The sequence below is a fragment of the Telmatocola sphagniphila genome (genome assembly GCF_018398935.1).
Classification (GTDB): domain Bacteria; phylum Planctomycetota; class Planctomycetia; order Gemmatales; family Gemmataceae; genus Telmatocola; species Telmatocola sphagniphila.
In genome coordinates this window covers 3,869,361-3,886,555 of the sequence record NZ_CP074694.1, presented here as the reverse complement: position 1 = coordinate 3,886,555, position 17,195 = coordinate 3,869,361, and the positions used below count along the sequence as shown (strand labels likewise).

Genomic DNA, 17,195 nt, shown 5'->3' with positions numbered 1-17,195 from the left:
TTTTTGCTATAAATGGCAATAATTTGGTATAAAGTTGCCCTTACACCCCGAACACCTTCATGACCTCATCCCCCAGATGATTGATCACCTTCACGGCGATCCGGCCCGATTTCGGCTTGTCAAATGGCCGGGAAATATCGCTATGCAGAGATTCCCAGGCTTCCTCGTTGATCTCTGCCTTCAAGGTTGTTTTCAGGCTCTTGTAAGGATCGCTTGCTCCGAGAAAGTAGGCGTGACGGACGAAGAAACTCTCCTCGTTGTAGTCGGTATCGATGAACCAGCAGGCGATCTCGTCCGTGTTCGAACTGACCACTTCGCCGGTCTGAGGCTTGAACACATCCACGCCTTTCACTTTGATTCGGAGCTGACCGTTTTTCTCAGGTATCAGCTCAATGTCCGGTTCCCCGAAGATCACAAACAGGTTGCCCTTGCCTGTGTTCTTCAGTTCGTCCGACATGTGCAGGTCGGCATTCATGCGGGCTTTCAGAACGGGTATTCGGCCCAAACTGGAGAACTCGGTGGTATGGGCCTCGTAGTTGAACGCGCAGCTAATCAGCACATCGAAACCGGCATCTCCAGCTTCCCGAGCCGCCACCACGAGATCCTGCCTTTGAACGGTGCCGAATTCGGGACCAATGAAAACGCCCGCTCGCTTCTCCTTCTCTGCTTCGAGATAACGGCCTTCGGCACAGATGTACTTTCCCGGCCAAGGAGCGAGCGAAGTGAAAGAAATCTTGTCTTCCTTGTGGGCCTGTTGCACGCCGGCAGTTCGAAGATTTTCCAGAATCATCTGCTCGAAGCTCTGGTGCTCCACATGCAGATTCTTTTTCGGATCGATCAATTCATCGTTTTCATCGACGCCTAGCATACGATGGGGGCTCAGGCTCTCCACCGTAAACGGCCCGGCCACACGAACCTTCTTTTTGTCCTCATAGGGCTTGTCGTAGAGTTTTTCAAATTCCGCCTTAGCGGCAATCGAGGCGTCGATTTCCTTCTGTCGGGAAATTCGTGCCTGCCACCAATCCTTATGGAACCCCTTCGCTTTTTCCGGCCATTTCGCATCGGCTTCTCGAGGAATCTCCCACTCTTCCCACTTCTGCTTCAAGGCTTTATTGAGAGCTTCCCGCAGCGGTTCCAGTTCTTGCTGCCACGTTTCCCAGATGACATCGATTTCTGCATTTTTGGCAATCGATTTTAAGCTGATATGCGGCACTCGCTCGTAAACAAACCCTTGTCGAATACTGCCATGAACCGGCTGCGATGAGGCGATTCGACCGGAGAGTTCTGCTTCCTTAAACTGACCTTCACGGGAATCGGCAAGAATGTAGTAGGGGTAGCGTGCGCCCATGATTCGGGCTCGGGCCAGCGCCAAGGCGACTCGCGAAGTGTCAATCGTTATCCAGCGCCGACCCCATTGCTCGGCCACCGTGGCTGTAGTTCCTGATCCGCAGGTGGGATCGAGAACAAGATCGCCGGGGTTCGTCGCCATGAGAATGCAACGTTCTATAACCTTAGCATTCGTCTGTACGACATAGAGTTTTTCGTCTGTGAAATTGCCGGAGCCGGTATCAAACCACATGTTGCCATGAACGCTAGCTTCGAAATCGGTATGCAGTCGCACGTACTGAATTGAATTCTCCGCAACGTGGATTCTGCTGGCCTTCGCGAGACGCAACATGCCAACAGGATAATTTGCTTTCCAATGGGAGTTCTTTCCCCAACTGTCATACGTCCGACCTCTAAACTCGAACGGTTGAGGTTCCTTAGCTCGTCCTTGCGAGAGAATGTTGTCTGGCTTGTACGGTTTCGCGCCGATTGGTATGGACTTTTCTCCACGCTTCTCTTCAGCGCTGACTCCACGGTAGGAAAAGTCGTCAAAAAGTAGCCAACGCGCATTCCCTTCGCCAAGTTCAAAATTCTTCCGAAACAACGGCGGGTTTGCGCGACCAATTTCCTTCCTCTTGCCATACCAAAGCACGTGATCCGACATGTTTCCGAGATAGGTCGCCTCAAACCCAGTTGTTGTCTGAATTGTGATTTGGCTGATGAAGTTCTGCTCTCCAAAAACTTCATCCATTACCGCCCGGACGCGGTGCACATTTTCATCCCCGATCTGTACGAAGATCGAGCCTGATTCCGTCAGCAAATCCCGAGCCACCGTCAATCGATCCCGCAAGTAGGTCAGGTAACTGTGAATCCCATCGCGCCAGGTATCGCGGAAGGCTTTCACCTGTTCCGGCTCGCGAGTGATGTTGTCCGCCTTGCCATCCTTCACATCGCGGCTGGTCGTCGACCACTGAAAATTCGAGTTGAACTTGATGCCGTAAGGCGGATCGAAATATATGCACTGCACTTTTCCTCGTAATCCTTCGCGTTCCGCCAAGCTGGCCATCACCTGGAGCGAGTCGCCCAGGATCATCCTGTTCGACCAGTGGCCGTCGTGATGGTAGAAGTCGGTTTTGTCAGCGCCTTCTGGTATGCCGTTGAAGTCGCTGAAGAGATCGGGTCCTTGGCTTTTGTCTTTTTTCCCAGACTCTTCCGTTTGTCTCAGGAGATCGTCAATGAGAGATTTGGGATGAACTTTTTCCTGGATGTAGATGGGCGGTGCGGGAGCGATCAGATCGCTCCAATCCTGCTCGTCTTTACCGCGCCAGACCAGCTGGGGATCAAGATCCCGGTTGCGGCGTTCGTAATGGACTTTCATGGGCGATTGTTGCTCCTGCTTCAACACGGACTGAAATTCGGCCGTCGGGATGTTCTTCCGCTTGTCGTCTTTATGCGAGATCGTTTCGACCGACATTTTCGGGGTAGGTTTCTTGGCCATGATTATCTCTTTGCCCCCACTCGCAGACTGACCGCCGAGTCGATCAACTTCTCAAATTCGGCTTTGAGTTTCTTTTCGAAATCGCTTTCGATCGTGTAGACATCGCGAAACTCGGCAAAGGCCCAGCGACCGAAGCTGCCCAGCTGGTTAACGCCTGGAATCCAATAGGTGTCCATCGTCGATTTCTTCTCCTTGGCGTCTTCCCGCCGAAATCCTTTGATTTCCACAACTAAATGCAAGAGGTCCGTTGGCCCACGCCCATCGTCGATCAAAACAATGAAATCGGGCCGGTACTTGCGATTTTCCGAGCCGAACTGGTAGGGGACTTCGAATCCCAGGCCGTGGTTCTTGACATAGGAAAACACTTTGGGATGAGCTTCCGCCACCCGGCAGAACTCCGCTTCCCAATCGCTATCCAGAATGACCCAATTCACATGACATTTGTGGGCCGCCGTTTCCCAGCGATCGGGTTTGGAAGTGTTGAAGCGGACGAACATCGTCGAACCGGCCGGATTGTAAGGATCCAGCATGGCTTTGATCGGATTCTTGTCCTGATGTTTCCGAGTGATCGCTGAGATGATGCGATTGCAGGCAATGTCGGCCAGGGCCGGATCTATTAACTGGGCTGGGTAGGTGCCCCCTTTGCAGTCCAGACAGGTATCGAGCCATTGTTTAACAATGCGTTTCAATTGGCCGAACAGATTCAAGGGGGGATCCTGTCCCGGATCGCGGAATTTGGTGTAGAGCAGCCGTTCGGTGACCTTATAGACGATGGTGGAAGGTCGGTAGTCTTGCAAGTGTTCGAGACTCATTTCCGCGACTTGGCCGATGATACCAGCGTTTTGCGTTTTGGAAGCGCCGACGATTTCCGGTGTGAGCTCAAACTTTGAATCGTCGTTGAACACCGCTTCCAATCGCTCTTCGGGCAATTCAACGCGATAGCCTTCGACGCGAGGGAAGCGAATTTCCAACGCATTGCGTTCGGGCCGCATGGCTTTGACTTGGATAATCTCTCGCGGAGGCTGAGGGGCTGCTATCGTCGGTTTGCTCGCAAAATCGAACGGAATGCCGAAGATGTCCGCATATTCCACATTGAAGAGCCCTTGGTTCGGGCCGTCTTCGTTGATTTCGTAAGATTGGCGGCGGAGTGCTCGACCGATCACCTGTTCGCAGAGAAGTTGTGTGCCGAAGGCCCGCACGCCGAGCACGTGAGTAACGGTGTTGGTGTCCCAGCCTTCGGTGAGCATGGCGACCGAAACCACGCAACGAATACTGCCGCCGAGCCGACCCGGTTTGCCGACGGTATTCATGACCCCGCGCAGCAGTGCCTGATCGGTGATGCTGTCCGCGGCGTGCTGATCGCCTGTTCGCTCGATCAACTCCCGGCGGAAGCGTTCGATTTCATCCGAAGCCATGGCACGGAAGTTGGTATCGAGCGCATCGCCGGCTTCGAGTTGCTCGCTGTCAATCAGCAATGTATTCGGCCGAGGCAAGGGGTTACCAGTGGTTTCATCGAAGTTGCGAAACAGGGCGAGTCGGCCATTCTCCAGGCTCGTCGTGCCATCGGGATTGGTTCGCTGGAAACCGGAAACGTAATCGAAGACCAGTTTAGAGATGGCGGTATTCTGGCAAACGATGATGAAACAGGGCGGGACTTTGATGCCGGCGTCTTCCCAAAGTTTGAAAGTCTTTTCGTAGTGGCCGTACAGGGCTTCGAGCGCCGTTTTGAGTCGCGTGGGCAGCTTCAGCGGATCTAGCTCCGCATTCTTACCCCGACCTTTTTTGGGCATATCTTTTCGGATATTCTCCCAGAGATTCCGGAACATCGGCATTTCCTGACCGGGGATATTGTCGGTGACAGGAACGCGTGGGAGTTTGACGATGCCGCTTTCGATGGCATCCATCAGAGAAAAATCGCTGACCGTCCAGGTGAATAGGGTGCCCTCGGCGTAGTTGGAACCTCTCAGGAAGAATGGTGTGGCGGAAAGGTCGTAAACGCGGTTGACGCCCAGTTGACGCTTAACCGTTTCCAGTCCGGAAATCCAGAGGCGCGCTTTGGCGTTATTCTTAGTCGCTTCATCTTTTTCTTCGCCGGTCAGTTCTTCTTCATCGGAATCTTGGACCTTCGCCCGATAGCAGTGATGAGCTTCATCGTTGATGACCAAAACGTTTTTCATATTCATCAGGTCGGGCATGACCCGCTGGATCATCTGGCCTTCGGTTTCCAGCGTCTTGAGTTCTTCCTTTCGCCAGCCTTCGAGCGCAGCTCGGGTTCCTTTAGAAACGTCGGTTCTTTCCCGTAGCCGGAAAGCGTGATAATTGGTGATGACTATTTTTGCTCGTTTGATGTCTTCGAGCATGTCAGCGGGGACGAGTTCAAAATTCGAGTAATAGCTGTTGGCGTCGTTGGGAAGTAAAACGCCCAACCGCTCCTTGATTGTGAGACCCGGCGCGACAATCAGGAAGCCTCGGGTGAACAGCTTGCTATTTTCATGATGAACGGCGTTGACCGTTTGCCAGGCGATCAGCATGGCCATGACGGTCGTCTTGCCGGCCCCGGTAGCCAGCTTGAGAGCGATGCGAAACAGTTCGGGGTTGGCATCCTGATTGGCCGCTTGAAGATTTTCGAGGACTTTGCGACCGGCTGCGAAGCTGGGAGCCACTTCGCTGAGCCAGATCGCCGTTTCCACAGCTTCGATCTGGCAAAAGAAGGGTCGAATAGCGCTGAACCGGTGATGCCGCCAGTGTTTTAGGAGCCGGGCGGTCTGCGGCGTAACGCCCCAGCTGCTGTTGTCCGATAGCCGTCGCCACTGATCGACGAAGGACCGGACCTCATTGATCATTGAAGTCTGATCGTATTGCTGCTTTTCATTTGAGAGCCCCAGCCCCTCATCGAAGATCATCTCCTGTTGTGCGGTTTTCGCTTTTCGTTTTTTGGGCTTTGGTATCGGCGTGATGAAACTTGCCCGGCGTCGAGTTTCCAGAATTTTCTGGGTCGGCTGACCTTCGGAATCGAGTTCCCAGTGACGGGTGGGGTACTCGTAAGGAGAATTCAGTATAGGCTGATCAAAGAAAGGGTTGTTCATCGCGGGCCCTGAGGGATCTATCGGCGGCGTAAGCAAAAAGTCCTACCCAGAGTGGCTATTATGCGATGAGGAAAAGTTCCAGCAATTGCAGACTCCGAAAAATGCAACAAAGTTTGAAAATTCAGGCATAATTTTCGTCAATCAAATAGAGGATCGAATCAGATGAACTACTACGTCCAGTACCACAATTCCACTTCGACCTTGCTGCCGTTTGAAAATTCTGAAACTCCGTTTGACGCTACCGAACTAACAATTCATACGAAAGTTCCCAATGCGCTCGAGGCCACTGGTCAGGTTTTTCTCATTGTGGGTATCGGGCGGCCACGCCGGTATTTTCTCTGGGAAACCTTTCGAATTCAGTCTGGTAAGCGCAGAAAAGCCCACGATGATTTCGAATTGGGAGGTAAAGGCTGGCAACTGGCTCCACCGCAAGAATTAAAAGGGGCCGCTTTCGAAAAGTTCAAAGTCAGTTGCGGAAATTTGGTGGGTTTCCGCGATATTTCCGATCTTCGTTATACCGAGACACTGCTTGAGCTGGCCCGATCGCACAAGCCACCCGGAGATCCAAAGGAAATCATCAAAACCCTACTGAAGCTCGAGGAGATAGATCCCAGAGAACACAAACAACTGAGAAAAATTCTCGAGCATTACACGCCGGTGCACGCGTTGAGCATTCGCCAGCCGCATGCGGAGGCGATCATGCGCGGGATTAAGGATATCGAGTATCGCTCGAAAGAAACCAAGGTCCGGGGCAGAGTTATGATTTATGCCGCCAAAGGCAGAAGTCCCTTTGAACACGAAATGATGGATATGGCAGACTACGGTATTCGGGATATACTCGTCGATGATTTGCCACGAGGGGTCCTGATCGGTTCAGTCGATTTGTATGACAGCAAAAGGACGCGCCAGGGGGGCGAGTGGTATCTCCGAAAACCGATACGATTCGAGAAGCTGAAGGAGCCGGTCAATGCACCGCAACCGGCCTGGTTCTATCCGTTCAATGAGTTGAGGGAGTATCTGGGGTAGGCTACAATCTAATTCGAAAATTAATTCTTGCTAAAAGGAGTACTTCTGATGGCCGAGAATGAACTTAACGTGCCGATGCATCCCGATAACAAAAGATTTGATATCCTCTTTGGCGAAATAGGTAAACGGACGCATATTATACATCGCGCGATGGCGATGCTGAATAAGCCAGAATCGGCAAAGAACATTGGTGAAACAGCAAGAAAAATAGCGGAAAAAGAACATTTCCCTTTAAATGACGAGACTTTCTCAGCGAGTACGACACGCAGCCATCTTGTTTCTATGCGGGACAAACCCGGTCGCGGTTTTGCCGAACTCGTTTCAAGAGGTAAATGGCAATTGACTGCACGTGCGAAGACTCTGCTCGCACAATCAAATAAGGTAAAAACGGAAATTGAAAACAGTAAGACTTCCCAGCGGAATGTGGCACGATCATCTGGAAGCGAAAGCAACGGTCAACGTGAACAGCTAACCGACGCACCCCTGGCTGTGGATCTCGGCGAACCTCCTGCCCGTATAGCAACAACTACTTATCGGATCGTACGCGACACCAGGCTAGCAGATTGGACTAAGAAGGCTCACAACTACAAATGTCAAATCTGTGGCGTAAGTATCAAGCTTGCAGACGGCTCGGGCTATGCGGAAGGTCATCATATCAAGCCACTGGGATCCCCTCATAACGGGCCAGACGTGATCGATAATATCCTCTGCGTTTGCCCGAACCATCATGCCATGTGTGATTTTGGAGCTATCGAGTTAGATTTGGAGAAACTGGAGACTGCTGAAGGGCATAGCCTGAATCAAAAATACCTGGATTATCATAACCAAAAGATTTTTAAGGGGTAACTTATCCGGCGTGCTTTAAATGTAGCAGATGCAATAGTGTAGGTTATAGATACCATTCTGTGATACTAAAGACGGAGTAAAAAAGTGAGAATGAAATATACTATCAAAATTGTCAGTAAACAAAGTGAAAATAATTGGAAAATACGATAACTAGCATCCAAAACTTTCTCTTTGCCCTCGCCTAGCTTTCTCTGAAGAAACAATTTTCGATTTCTAGCTCTTCTTTCCATTTCCGTATTTTTTAACTGCTCGACTCGAAACTTGATGTACATTGAGAATGCAGTCGTGGTGTTCCCGTTAGCGTACGCGAATGCCTTGGTCCAAATAGCTGGAACAAGTTCTTTTGTGGCGATCTCTTGGCCGGCAATCTCATAATAGCCATCGTCTTCATTTGAACTCATCGAAAACGCTCCAAATTTCGAAAGCATTTAGGATTCGAGCATTCTCCGCAAACCAAGTCTGCCGGATGCAAAATTATTACAGGAATATAAAGCATAGAACGAAAAGAAAACTGAAGCAAAACTCATTTGGACATTCTGATTGGTTGTTTAGGTTCTTTCTGAAAACTGATTTGCAATGATCTCGACTGATCCAGAACCCAATTCTTCCCATTAGCCTACGTCCTTCGAATTCGTTACAATTTCCCAGTCGAACACCACCCACAATCGATGGACGATTCGCTATATGGCTGACACCGACGAAACCGCTCATTATCCTGGAAAAACTCCCGAGCAACTCGACGATAATGAACAGTTGCCGCTTCTGATCGGGCGTTACCACGTTCGAAGAATCCTAGGTAAAGGAGGCTTCGGCGTCGTCTACTTGGCCATGGACGAGCAGCTTCAACGGTCCGTTGCGATCAAGGTTCCGCACAAAGAGCGGATCAGCAGTTCCGATGACGCTGCTGCCTATTTGGCGGAAGCTCGAACGGTAGCCAATCTCGATCATCCGAATATCGTTCCCGTCCACGATGTGGGGAACACTGCGGAATATCCCTGTTTCATCGTTTCCAAATACATTCAAGGGGCAACCCTTTCCCAAAAGCTTGAGAGTTCTCGACCGACCTTTCAGGATTCGGCGGAACTGATCGCCACGATTGCCGAAGCCATTCACTATGCCCATCGCAAGAATTTAGTTCACCGGGACATCAAGCCTAGCAACATTCTGATTGATGAAACCAACAAGCCCTTCGTGGTGGACTTTGGTCTGGCTCTCAAGGAAGAGAATCTCGGTAAGGGGCAAAAATTTGCTGGGACACCGGCTTACATGAGTCCCGAGCAGGCCAGAGGTGAAGGACACCGAGTCGATGGTAGATCCGACATCTTCAGTCTGGGTATCGTCTTCTATGAGATGCTGCTAGGCCGCCGTCCGTTTAAAGCCGATACCCAAGCCGAACTTTTGGAGCAAATCACCAACTTTGAACCGCGGCCACCCAGGCAAGTTGATGATGGGATTCCCAAAGAATTGGAACGAATTTGTCTGAAGGCTTTATCAAAACGGGCATCGGATCGCTACACCACGGCCAAAGACATGGCCGAAGATTTACGCCATTTCCTGGGAAATTTAGATTCTGAGGTATTACCGAAAGTAGAAATCGCCAATCCAGTTCCCTCGCCTGGGGGGAAAACTTCTCAGCCTTTAGAATCGAGCGATCTACGTTCCAAAGTCGTTCGAGGCACTTATTTCTTCGCCGATTTCAAAGGATTCACCGAACGAGTTCGAATTCTGGAAAAGACGGCTGGTCCTCAAGCCGCTGCGGAGATGAAACGCAAAGTAGCCTCGTATATTGAGGGGGCCTTCGATCGCTTAAAAAACCACATCGATCCTGCCAACTATTCACTTATCGATACGGCTGGGGATGGCTTCTTCTACCATTTCCGGATCGCTCTGGATGCCTATCGAATTGCCGAATCTCTGAATCGAATCACTGGCGATCACAATTCGGATGTGGCGGATAATCTCGCCGAACACAAATTCCGTACCGGAGCCTCAACAGGGGAAGCTGCCTGGGACGGAGGTAAACCGGTGGGCCATGTCGTCAACACGGCTTCACGACTCCAGTCGGCCTCGATGGGGGGCGATTTCGTTATTGATCGCTCAACCTTCAATGAGCTACCGCTTGAGATCCAGAAACAATTTGGCCCCCCTGAAGTCATTCGAGACAAACATGCTAAAAGTTACGATGTTTATAGAACGGCGTTTGGCGACCAATTAGTTCCGCTACCCGCTTTAGACCCGGGAATCGGATCAACGATTTCACCGAGTTCCAAGACCGTTCCCAGTTCTGGACCCAGGTCGGATAGCCAGCTTTTAAAGATCGTGCTTAACGCGGGCAATGCCCGCAACCCTAGGTATTAACGAACATGGCGTCGGTTTATCCAATGGAAGTAACCACACAACCGTTGGAGACTCGACGCCATGCCGACGATCAACTCATTTACGAAGAAGTTCGCCGATTCCATTCTATCCGTTCTGGAATGTCACGACCGCGTGATTTTCAAAGGATATCTTCCCTTTTTCAAGAATGGAGATCTCCACCGTCTCTGCGATAGCGGACTGGGCATGCGTCGCAAAGACTTCGTTCCCTTCCTGGAAGGTCTGTCCGAAGAACTGGTGGAACATGGCAAACGAGTCGCCGCCGAAGCCGGTGCTCCTTATCAGTTTCTCCAAGGGGAGCACACCAAAGAGCAGATCATCCGCGAGGAGATTGCCAAACGCAGTCTAAAGGAAGGACTGGTCGCCGTGCTGTGCTGCATGGAAACCTGTCGCGGCGTCAAGCTGCGTCCCGGCAAGGATCGACCGGAATTGTACTTCACGTCTCGCCCGCAACGCGTCGTCTATTTCTATTCTCTCGATCCCGAGTTCGGACTGATCCATGTCCGCATCCAAACCTTCTTTCCTTACAGCGTCCAAGTCTACGTCAACGGTCACGACTGGCTGGCCCGCCAGATGAACGAAAAGCAGATCGGCTTCCTTCAAAGCGATAATGCCTTCGTTCAACTCGACAATCCCGAAGCCGCTCAACGTCTGGCCGATCGCTTTGCCCATTTGAATTGGATCAAAATTCTCGACCGTTGGGTCCGCCGGGCCAATCCGCTATTGAAAAAAGACTGGCTGAACCGCTGCCAATACTACTGGGTGATCGATCGAGCCGAGTACAGCACGGACGTTTTGTTCCGAAGTCGTGAAGACTTACAAGCTCTTTACCCGCGTCTGGTCGATCACTCGATTCAACAGTTCTCTGCCGACGACCTTATGAAATTCCTGGGACGCAAGCTCTATCCTCAATTCGACGGAGAAATTCTTACTCTGGGCCGCAAGAAACGGGCACCGGGCACACGCGTCAAGCACCGCATGAAAGGCAATTGGCTGAAAATGTACGACAAATTCGAACGGATTCTCCGCATTGAAACAGTAATCAACCAGCCAGGCGAGTTCCACGTCCGCCGTCGATGCATCCGCAAAGGGGTCGAAAAAATGGCCTGGTGCCCCATGAACAAAGGCGTGTCTAATTTCTATCGCTACCTCGAAGTCGCCCGCGCTTCGAATCGACGCTATCTCGAGGCTTTGGCCGTTGTGGACGCTCCTTCGGTCACCGTGCGTCAACTCGACCAACTGAGTCAACCCGTCTCTCTGGGTAACCGGAAGCGACGCGGCTTGAACTTGATGCACGCCGAAGAACAGAAGCTATTCCTGGCTGTCTTATGCGGCGATAATCGCATCAATGGGTTTCGCAACCACGACATCCTGAAAGCGTTGAACGAGCCCGCCCGGGATGCCGCTGAACGGCGTCGGCAAACGCAACGAGTCTCGCGACAATTGGGAAGGTTGCGCGCTCATGGATTGATTCGGAAAGTCCCGCGGGCGCATCGCTATCACGTGACGGATAAAGGCAATGCGGTGATGGCGGCGGCCGTTCGTATCCGCATCAAAGAGTTCCCGAAAGAACTCAAAACCGCGATTTAATAAAATACACAAAAAGTTTGCGCGTAATTGTTCACCCCGTTGAACTGACCTTAACTATTCCGCGGAGTCCATTACCTATCTATTCCAGACTGACAACTGCCAGATAAAATAGCGAGATTGAGTCGCTAAATAGGCAAAATAGAAAGTTTCAGTTCAACGAGGTGAAATCTTACGTTTGCGCAAAAAGCGCAAAAGATAAGAAGAAAGACTCTATTATTCCCGTGATGTAGGCATTATATGTCGGACGGCCTCAGAAAACTGAGCATTTGTCGGTTTGTATCCCAGGTAATCGCAAACCCGTAGCAATTGTCTGGGAGAATCATTCATCATTAATGAGTAGTCGACTCCTAGATGGGGTTGCGATCGAAAGAATTCTTCTAATTTATCCCAAAGCCTTTTTTGAATAGCGGTATAGAGTGTCCGTATCTCGAGTTCCGTCAACCTTCGAAGCCCATCCTCAGAGGATTTCCACCAAGACTTTTTGATCAGTGATTCAATCGATTTCGTTAACGGCCTTTGAGTCCAAATGAAATGTGTCTGTTTCCCCCAAGCGGCAAGAATGTCTGGTCCACAAAGACTAAGTAACGGATGTTTCATGCCTATCCAAGTGCCCCCTCGAGACTCTTGCTCGGCCATCCAAGCCTGTAAAATTTTGATTCTTTGATTTTGGGGTAACATTTCCCGAAGATAGGGCTCGTTCCACCAACTCCGCAATTGCTTCGAAAGCCAGTCCGATTCGAAATGAGTCATCCAGAATGGACTTACCATATCAATTCCAATCTGGTGGAGGGCCCCTGCCAAAGCAGAAGATCCCGATCGATAAAGACCTAAAATGGCGACTCGATTAGCAGCCACTTGGGCTTCTCCAAAGAAAATCACTTTACGAAGGCGATCTCAGTTTAATTTCTTCAATCTGAACTATCTGCGGATAGCTTAACTTAGTCGAAATGCACCGAGATACTCTGCTTGGGCAAATCGGCGCCAATTATTCTTTCGGGCATAGTGATCGACCGTTTTTCGTACTTCCGGCCACCCGGGATCTGGGTAATCGTGGAATGCGATTATTCCATTAGACTTTAAAAGGGGTAGACTCGATTCAATATCTCGAGAAACACTTGCAGCATCATGCTCGGTGTCTATGAAAACCAAATCAAATTTTTCTTCAAGTTCTCGACAAACTTTGCCCGCATCCCCCTGACGAAACTCCACCTTCTCCGTCAAACCGTATCGTCGCACCCACTCCGTAGCTTCCAATTGATCTTCGATGTCGACCGTGAGAACCCTTTTCGCCTGTTGTCCCAGACAAACGGTCGATTTACCCCCCGCAGTACCCAATTCGAGAACATTCTTTCCTGCTGCCAATTCCCATAAAAGCTTTGCTTCCGGATAAGTCAGCCAGCCGGGCACTTCTTCGGGAGGCTGGAAACCGCTTAAGATTTCCAAACGGTGATCCCGGTCGAAGTCAGGTGCGTAAGCGGAAGGGGTTCCAAAGGCAGTCGTCAAGGGTACATGTTCGATCAGACAGGGACTTGGGTACCACAAAGGCAATTGAAAACGGGAACACACAGTGATGACCCGTGCATCCTGACCTTCTGTCAGCTGATCCCACAAATCCACAGCTGCTTTAAGAAAGCGGCGTGATAACAAGTAGGCCTGACTGCCCCAGATGCGATGTTTTTCCCACATTCGATTGGGGCCGGCGTATAGTGGTTTGGCTAATCGATAGCCCAAATGATTTTCGCTGCGTTCCCACGGGGAATTGATCAAATCGGGCATGAACAAACTGAAGTAATCGCACTGGTCTCGATGGATTAACGGATTCGTGATCAGATTGTGACGGAGTGCTTGGGTGACGCGAATATCGTCCTCTAGGATGAGTGCAAAATCACAGTCATCTTCCAAAGCTTTTAGTAACGCTCTTTTATAGTTGTTTGAAGCGGAATCTTTTCCTTTGGGCCAGTCAGAAGGCTGAACGAATACTTCCGGTTCCTCGCCCCAATCCGACTTTCGAAAATCATCGAGCGTCAAATTGAGACTTTCGATATTTGCAGGATAAGTCAAAGCATACGCTTTAATGCGAGGAAAACTCTCCGCTAGTTTCGTGGCTACCGTCCGCATGGAGTTTCGCGGAAATTTTCTTGATGCTGGTATAGGTGATATTCGCCGAACCGGCTCCGGAGGCATTTTTAACGCTTCCCTGAGTTGAGCTTTTGCTTCAGACATTTCAGAAGAGAGGTGTGCTACGAACGGTTCCGCAGGAGGGATCCGAAATTCGTTTCTAGTAAGACCCAATTTCTCAGCGATCTTGATAACGGGTGTATGCTGGTTTGTAGTGTAATGTTCATATCGAATTTTGAGAGGCTCGATCTTGAGATCTCGAAAAAATTGTTCCCAACACCTATTCTCTGAACGAATCAGCGTCTCCGCCTCTCTGACTGCTTGGAGGTCGGCCAATCTATCTTCAGAATCTGGCCGAGTCGTCCGACTCCCGTCTAAACTCCAAATACCTGAGGAACGGCTCAAATGGTAGGAAAGAGACTGGGCATTAATATCTTCGCGGTAAAAATAAAGAAACAGGCTATCTCGAAAAAGTGTTTCAAGTTCTTCTCTGAAAATTTCCACTTGCGCCCAGTAAAGCCGTGCTCCCCATGCTCCATTCGAAGTGGTCCTTCTATCCAGGAGGTCTTGAATAAATCTTGCGGGGTCGTCTTTTCCGAGCCCCCAGTGCTCGCTCAGCTTATTCAAATGGGTAGGATTAAAATACAGATGCGGGATTCCAATACCCGCGTTGAATAATTGCCTTGTTAAGATGGATGAGCCGGAACAAGGAGTTGAACAAATAAAATACTTCCGCCGTCTCTTGCCCTCTACCAGTGCGGGTTGGTCGAATCGCGGATCGTCCAATTCTGATTCATTGACTTTCTCGTAATCAAAACTATTTGCCGTAACCGAATTCTTGCTATCAGCTAGGCTTGATACTGTGTGAAATTTAGCCGACGTGGTTCCAGGCCGCAGGTGGAACTGAGCCGAGGATTGGCGGGGACGCGAGGACTGAACGTCTTCCCAACTAAGGGAACTGAAACCCATTCTCCAAATCCGCAGAGAAGTATCGACTCGCAATGGAAATCCGCACAATCTTGCTCTCTCACAGAATGCTCTTTGCTCGTCGAGATACCGATGAATTCCGTTCTCCATGATTGCCAGGGGGGCAAAGAAAGGGATGATGGCCCTACCTCGAAGATCGCTACACCGGGGCAATCGTTGACGGTCACGTAAAGATTCCAAAAGTGCGCGACGCATCAGGGTGAATCCTAATTCCGCAAAACGTGCCTCGATAACTCCTCCGCCTTGTCCAAGTTGCAAGGGATAGGCAGATAATGGAATTTCGCAATTAAAACCACTACTTTCTTCGTTGGGATATACTCCTGAAATAAAATCGTGGCCGGTATTGAAAAGTCGTTCGAGCGCTGGGGGCTCAAATCGCAATCTCGCATCCATCCAGAAAACAGCTTCGATCTTTTCGTCCAACGCTTCGGTAAGAATACGATTCCAATTTGCAGGAGCATCGCAAGCCTCCGCTACTCGCACTCGATAACCCAGTTGTGCAAAAGTATCCCAAGGTAAAACAGATCCCACTGGTGCAAATTCACGATTAATTCCGATGATCCAGAAAGAGCTAGCGGGCATGATTTGAGTTCCGAAAAAAATGTTCCAAATTCCACCTCAACAACTTAGCCGAAGTGTGTTAGTCTGCCAAATTAAATTTCAGAAATTCAATTGACAGCATGCGATAGCAAAAGATATTCTTTGAGCATCTTGATCGGCCCCCGGTCCCGGAGCCCCGTCCATGAAGCGTTTGATTGCTCTGCTTTTGACAGCACCCTTACGCAAATTTTTCCCCCAGTCTCGCAAGCGACGGTTCATATTTCCAATTCTAAAGCCCAGCTTGGGTTCGATGGAAGATCGAAATTCGGTCAGCGCCTTTGTGGGTGGCCCTGCAGCAGCGCTGCTGGGTAATTTTGCGTATGGTCCGCTGAGTGGCGGTTTGGAGCAGCATTTTGATTTGGGTTTTGATAGTTCAGTGGACCTGAAGGACACCTTTACACTGTCAGATCGAGGTCAAACCTTCTCTTCAGTTGAACTTTTCCGCGAATCCGGCTTTGGAAATTGGGAACTGACCGCAAATGCATACGCTGGCACTCGAGCGGAAAACTCGACAGGAACCAGTGCAGCCTTTGATCCGCTTTCCAGCACGCCTTTTCAGTGGTCTGGGGATCTATATTCGACTGCGACTCCCACTCTTTTCAGCAGCGGACCTTTACATCAATCGGCAAATTCAATTCCAGCGCAAGCGACTGGGTTACAAAATCCCTCTCTCAGCGCCACGCCGAGTGTCGCCCCTTTGCAAAGTTCCCCGATTTCTAACGCCTCATTGAATACGCCGACTGGCAATTCCGGTTTAGGTTCTGGCTCATCCAGCACTTCGGTCCCTTCGTCCGTTTATCAAAATCTCCCGAATTTACCTACTCCTGGATTCCATGTCGCAACCATAAACGGGAATGCATCGAACGCAAGCAATCCCGCTACAATTCTGGTTTGGCGAGACGGTGATCCCAGCCAATCCGGAAGTATTGCATTCCAGTTGGGTGGGTCCGCATCAATTGGCAAAGATTTCACGATTGCGGCCTCCGGCGCAACCCTCAGCAATAATGGGGCCCAAGGGACCATTTCCTTTGGAATTGGCCAAAATACAGCAGTAATTTCGTTAATTCCCACAAACAATGTCCGTGCCGCTAGCAATATTTCTTTTGCTCTCCTCGGTCAATCCTCCACCACAACCCAAGTAACCACGACTGTAAACTTAGGAGCGATCACACAAAGCGATTTAGCTGCTTCGGGTTCGGGGCATGCAACGCGAGTGGCGGCCCTGTTCCCCACGACGAACTCGGGGAAAACTGGCGAATTTTTAGTCTGGAGAACGGGCGATCCTTCGCAAGCCTCGACGGTGAATTTCACTCTGAGCGGAACAGCTAAGCGTTGGGAAGATTATCGACTTTACGAGCAGACCGGGCAAGGCAAATCGTTACTCCACTCCGACACGATCACGTTCGCTGCAGGTCAAGTCTCTGCAATAATCATCGTCGAATCGACACCTAACGGACGCATGGATGCACGGGCAGCCATAAAACCAACGGTTTTACTGTCGCTTAACGGTCAATTAAGCACGAATCGCGAACGCTCCGCTGAGGTTAGCATAGGAACCGTAGGTAGCGGGACTGGCGGTTGCTGTTGCTGTGAGTGTGGTACGGGTACAGGAACAGGAACGGGAACGGGAACGGGGAGCGGTGGCACCGGAACTGGGAGTGTCGGAACTGGCACTGGTGGCGGCGGCACGGGGACGGGTACAGGCAGTGTAGGCACGGGAACGAGTGTTGTAGCTATAAGTC

Annotated in this window: 9 protein-coding genes; 5 read left to right on the top strand and 4 right to left on the bottom strand. The window is 50.5% G+C overall.

What is annotated here, in order from left to right; translation table 11 throughout:
- Nucleotides 1-40: 40 nt before the first annotated feature.
- Nucleotides 41-2,824: a site-specific DNA-methyltransferase gene (locus KIH39_RS15450; protein ID WP_213494125.1), complete on the bottom strand. Its 2,784-nt coding sequence runs from the start codon at nucleotides 2,822-2,824 to the stop codon at nucleotides 41-43.
- Between the two features lie 2 nt (nucleotides 2,825-2,826).
- Nucleotides 2,827-5,910: a BPTD_3080 family restriction endonuclease gene (locus tag KIH39_RS15445; RefSeq protein WP_213494124.1), complete on the bottom strand. Its 3,084-nt coding sequence runs from the start codon at nucleotides 5,908-5,910 to the stop codon at nucleotides 2,827-2,829.
- Nucleotides 5,911-6,072: 162 nt separating this feature from the next.
- Here KIH39_RS15445 and KIH39_RS15440 point away from each other — a divergent pair, with 162 nt between their 5' ends.
- Both KIH39_RS15440 and KIH39_RS15435 read left to right on the top strand, forming a co-directional pair.
- Nucleotides 6,073-6,936 carry an ASCH domain-containing protein gene (locus tag KIH39_RS15440; protein ID WP_213494123.1) on the top strand — a complete coding sequence of 288 codons (864 nt, stop codon included), beginning with the start codon at nucleotides 6,073-6,075 and terminating at the stop codon, nucleotides 6,934-6,936.
- Between the two features lie 48 nt (nucleotides 6,937-6,984).
- Nucleotides 6,985-7,782: an HNH endonuclease gene (locus KIH39_RS15435; RefSeq protein ID WP_213494122.1), complete on the top strand. Its 798-nt coding sequence runs from the start codon at nucleotides 6,985-6,987 to the stop codon at nucleotides 7,780-7,782.
- 65 nt (nucleotides 7,783-7,847) lie between these two features.
- Here the strand turns inward: KIH39_RS15435 and KIH39_RS15430 are convergent, their stop codons facing one another.
- Nucleotides 7,848-8,183, bottom strand: a complete 336-nt coding sequence (locus KIH39_RS15430; RefSeq protein ID WP_213494121.1) for a hypothetical protein — start codon at nucleotides 8,181-8,183, stop codon at nucleotides 7,848-7,850.
- Between the two features lie 283 nt (nucleotides 8,184-8,466).
- Between KIH39_RS15430 and KIH39_RS15425 the strand changes: the two genes are divergently transcribed.
- The gene (locus tag KIH39_RS15425) at nucleotides 8,467-10,140 is read left to right on the top strand and encodes a protein kinase domain-containing protein (protein ID WP_213494120.1); all 1,674 of its coding nucleotides are present in this window, start codon (nucleotides 8,467-8,469) and stop codon (nucleotides 10,138-10,140) included.
- Nucleotides 10,141-10,200: 60 nt separating this feature from the next.
- On the top strand, nucleotides 10,201-11,748 hold the full coding sequence (locus tag KIH39_RS15420; protein ID WP_213494119.1) for a hypothetical protein: 1,548 nt from the start codon (nucleotides 10,201-10,203) through the stop codon (nucleotides 11,746-11,748).
- Between the two features lie 933 nt (nucleotides 11,749-12,681).
- Here KIH39_RS15420 and KIH39_RS15415 read toward each other — a convergent pair.
- Nucleotides 12,682-15,435 (bottom strand): Stf0 family sulfotransferase, encoded by a 2,754-nt coding sequence (locus tag KIH39_RS15415; RefSeq protein WP_213494118.1) that lies wholly within the window; start codon nucleotides 15,433-15,435, stop codon nucleotides 12,682-12,684.
- Nucleotides 15,436-17,042: 1,607 nt separating this feature from the next.
- Here KIH39_RS15415 and KIH39_RS26865 point away from each other — a divergent pair.
- Nucleotides 17,043-17,165, top strand: a complete 123-nt coding sequence (locus KIH39_RS26865) for a hypothetical protein (protein ID WP_261352905.1) — start codon at nucleotides 17,043-17,045, stop codon at nucleotides 17,163-17,165.
- Nucleotides 17,166-17,195 lie beyond the last annotated feature (30 nt).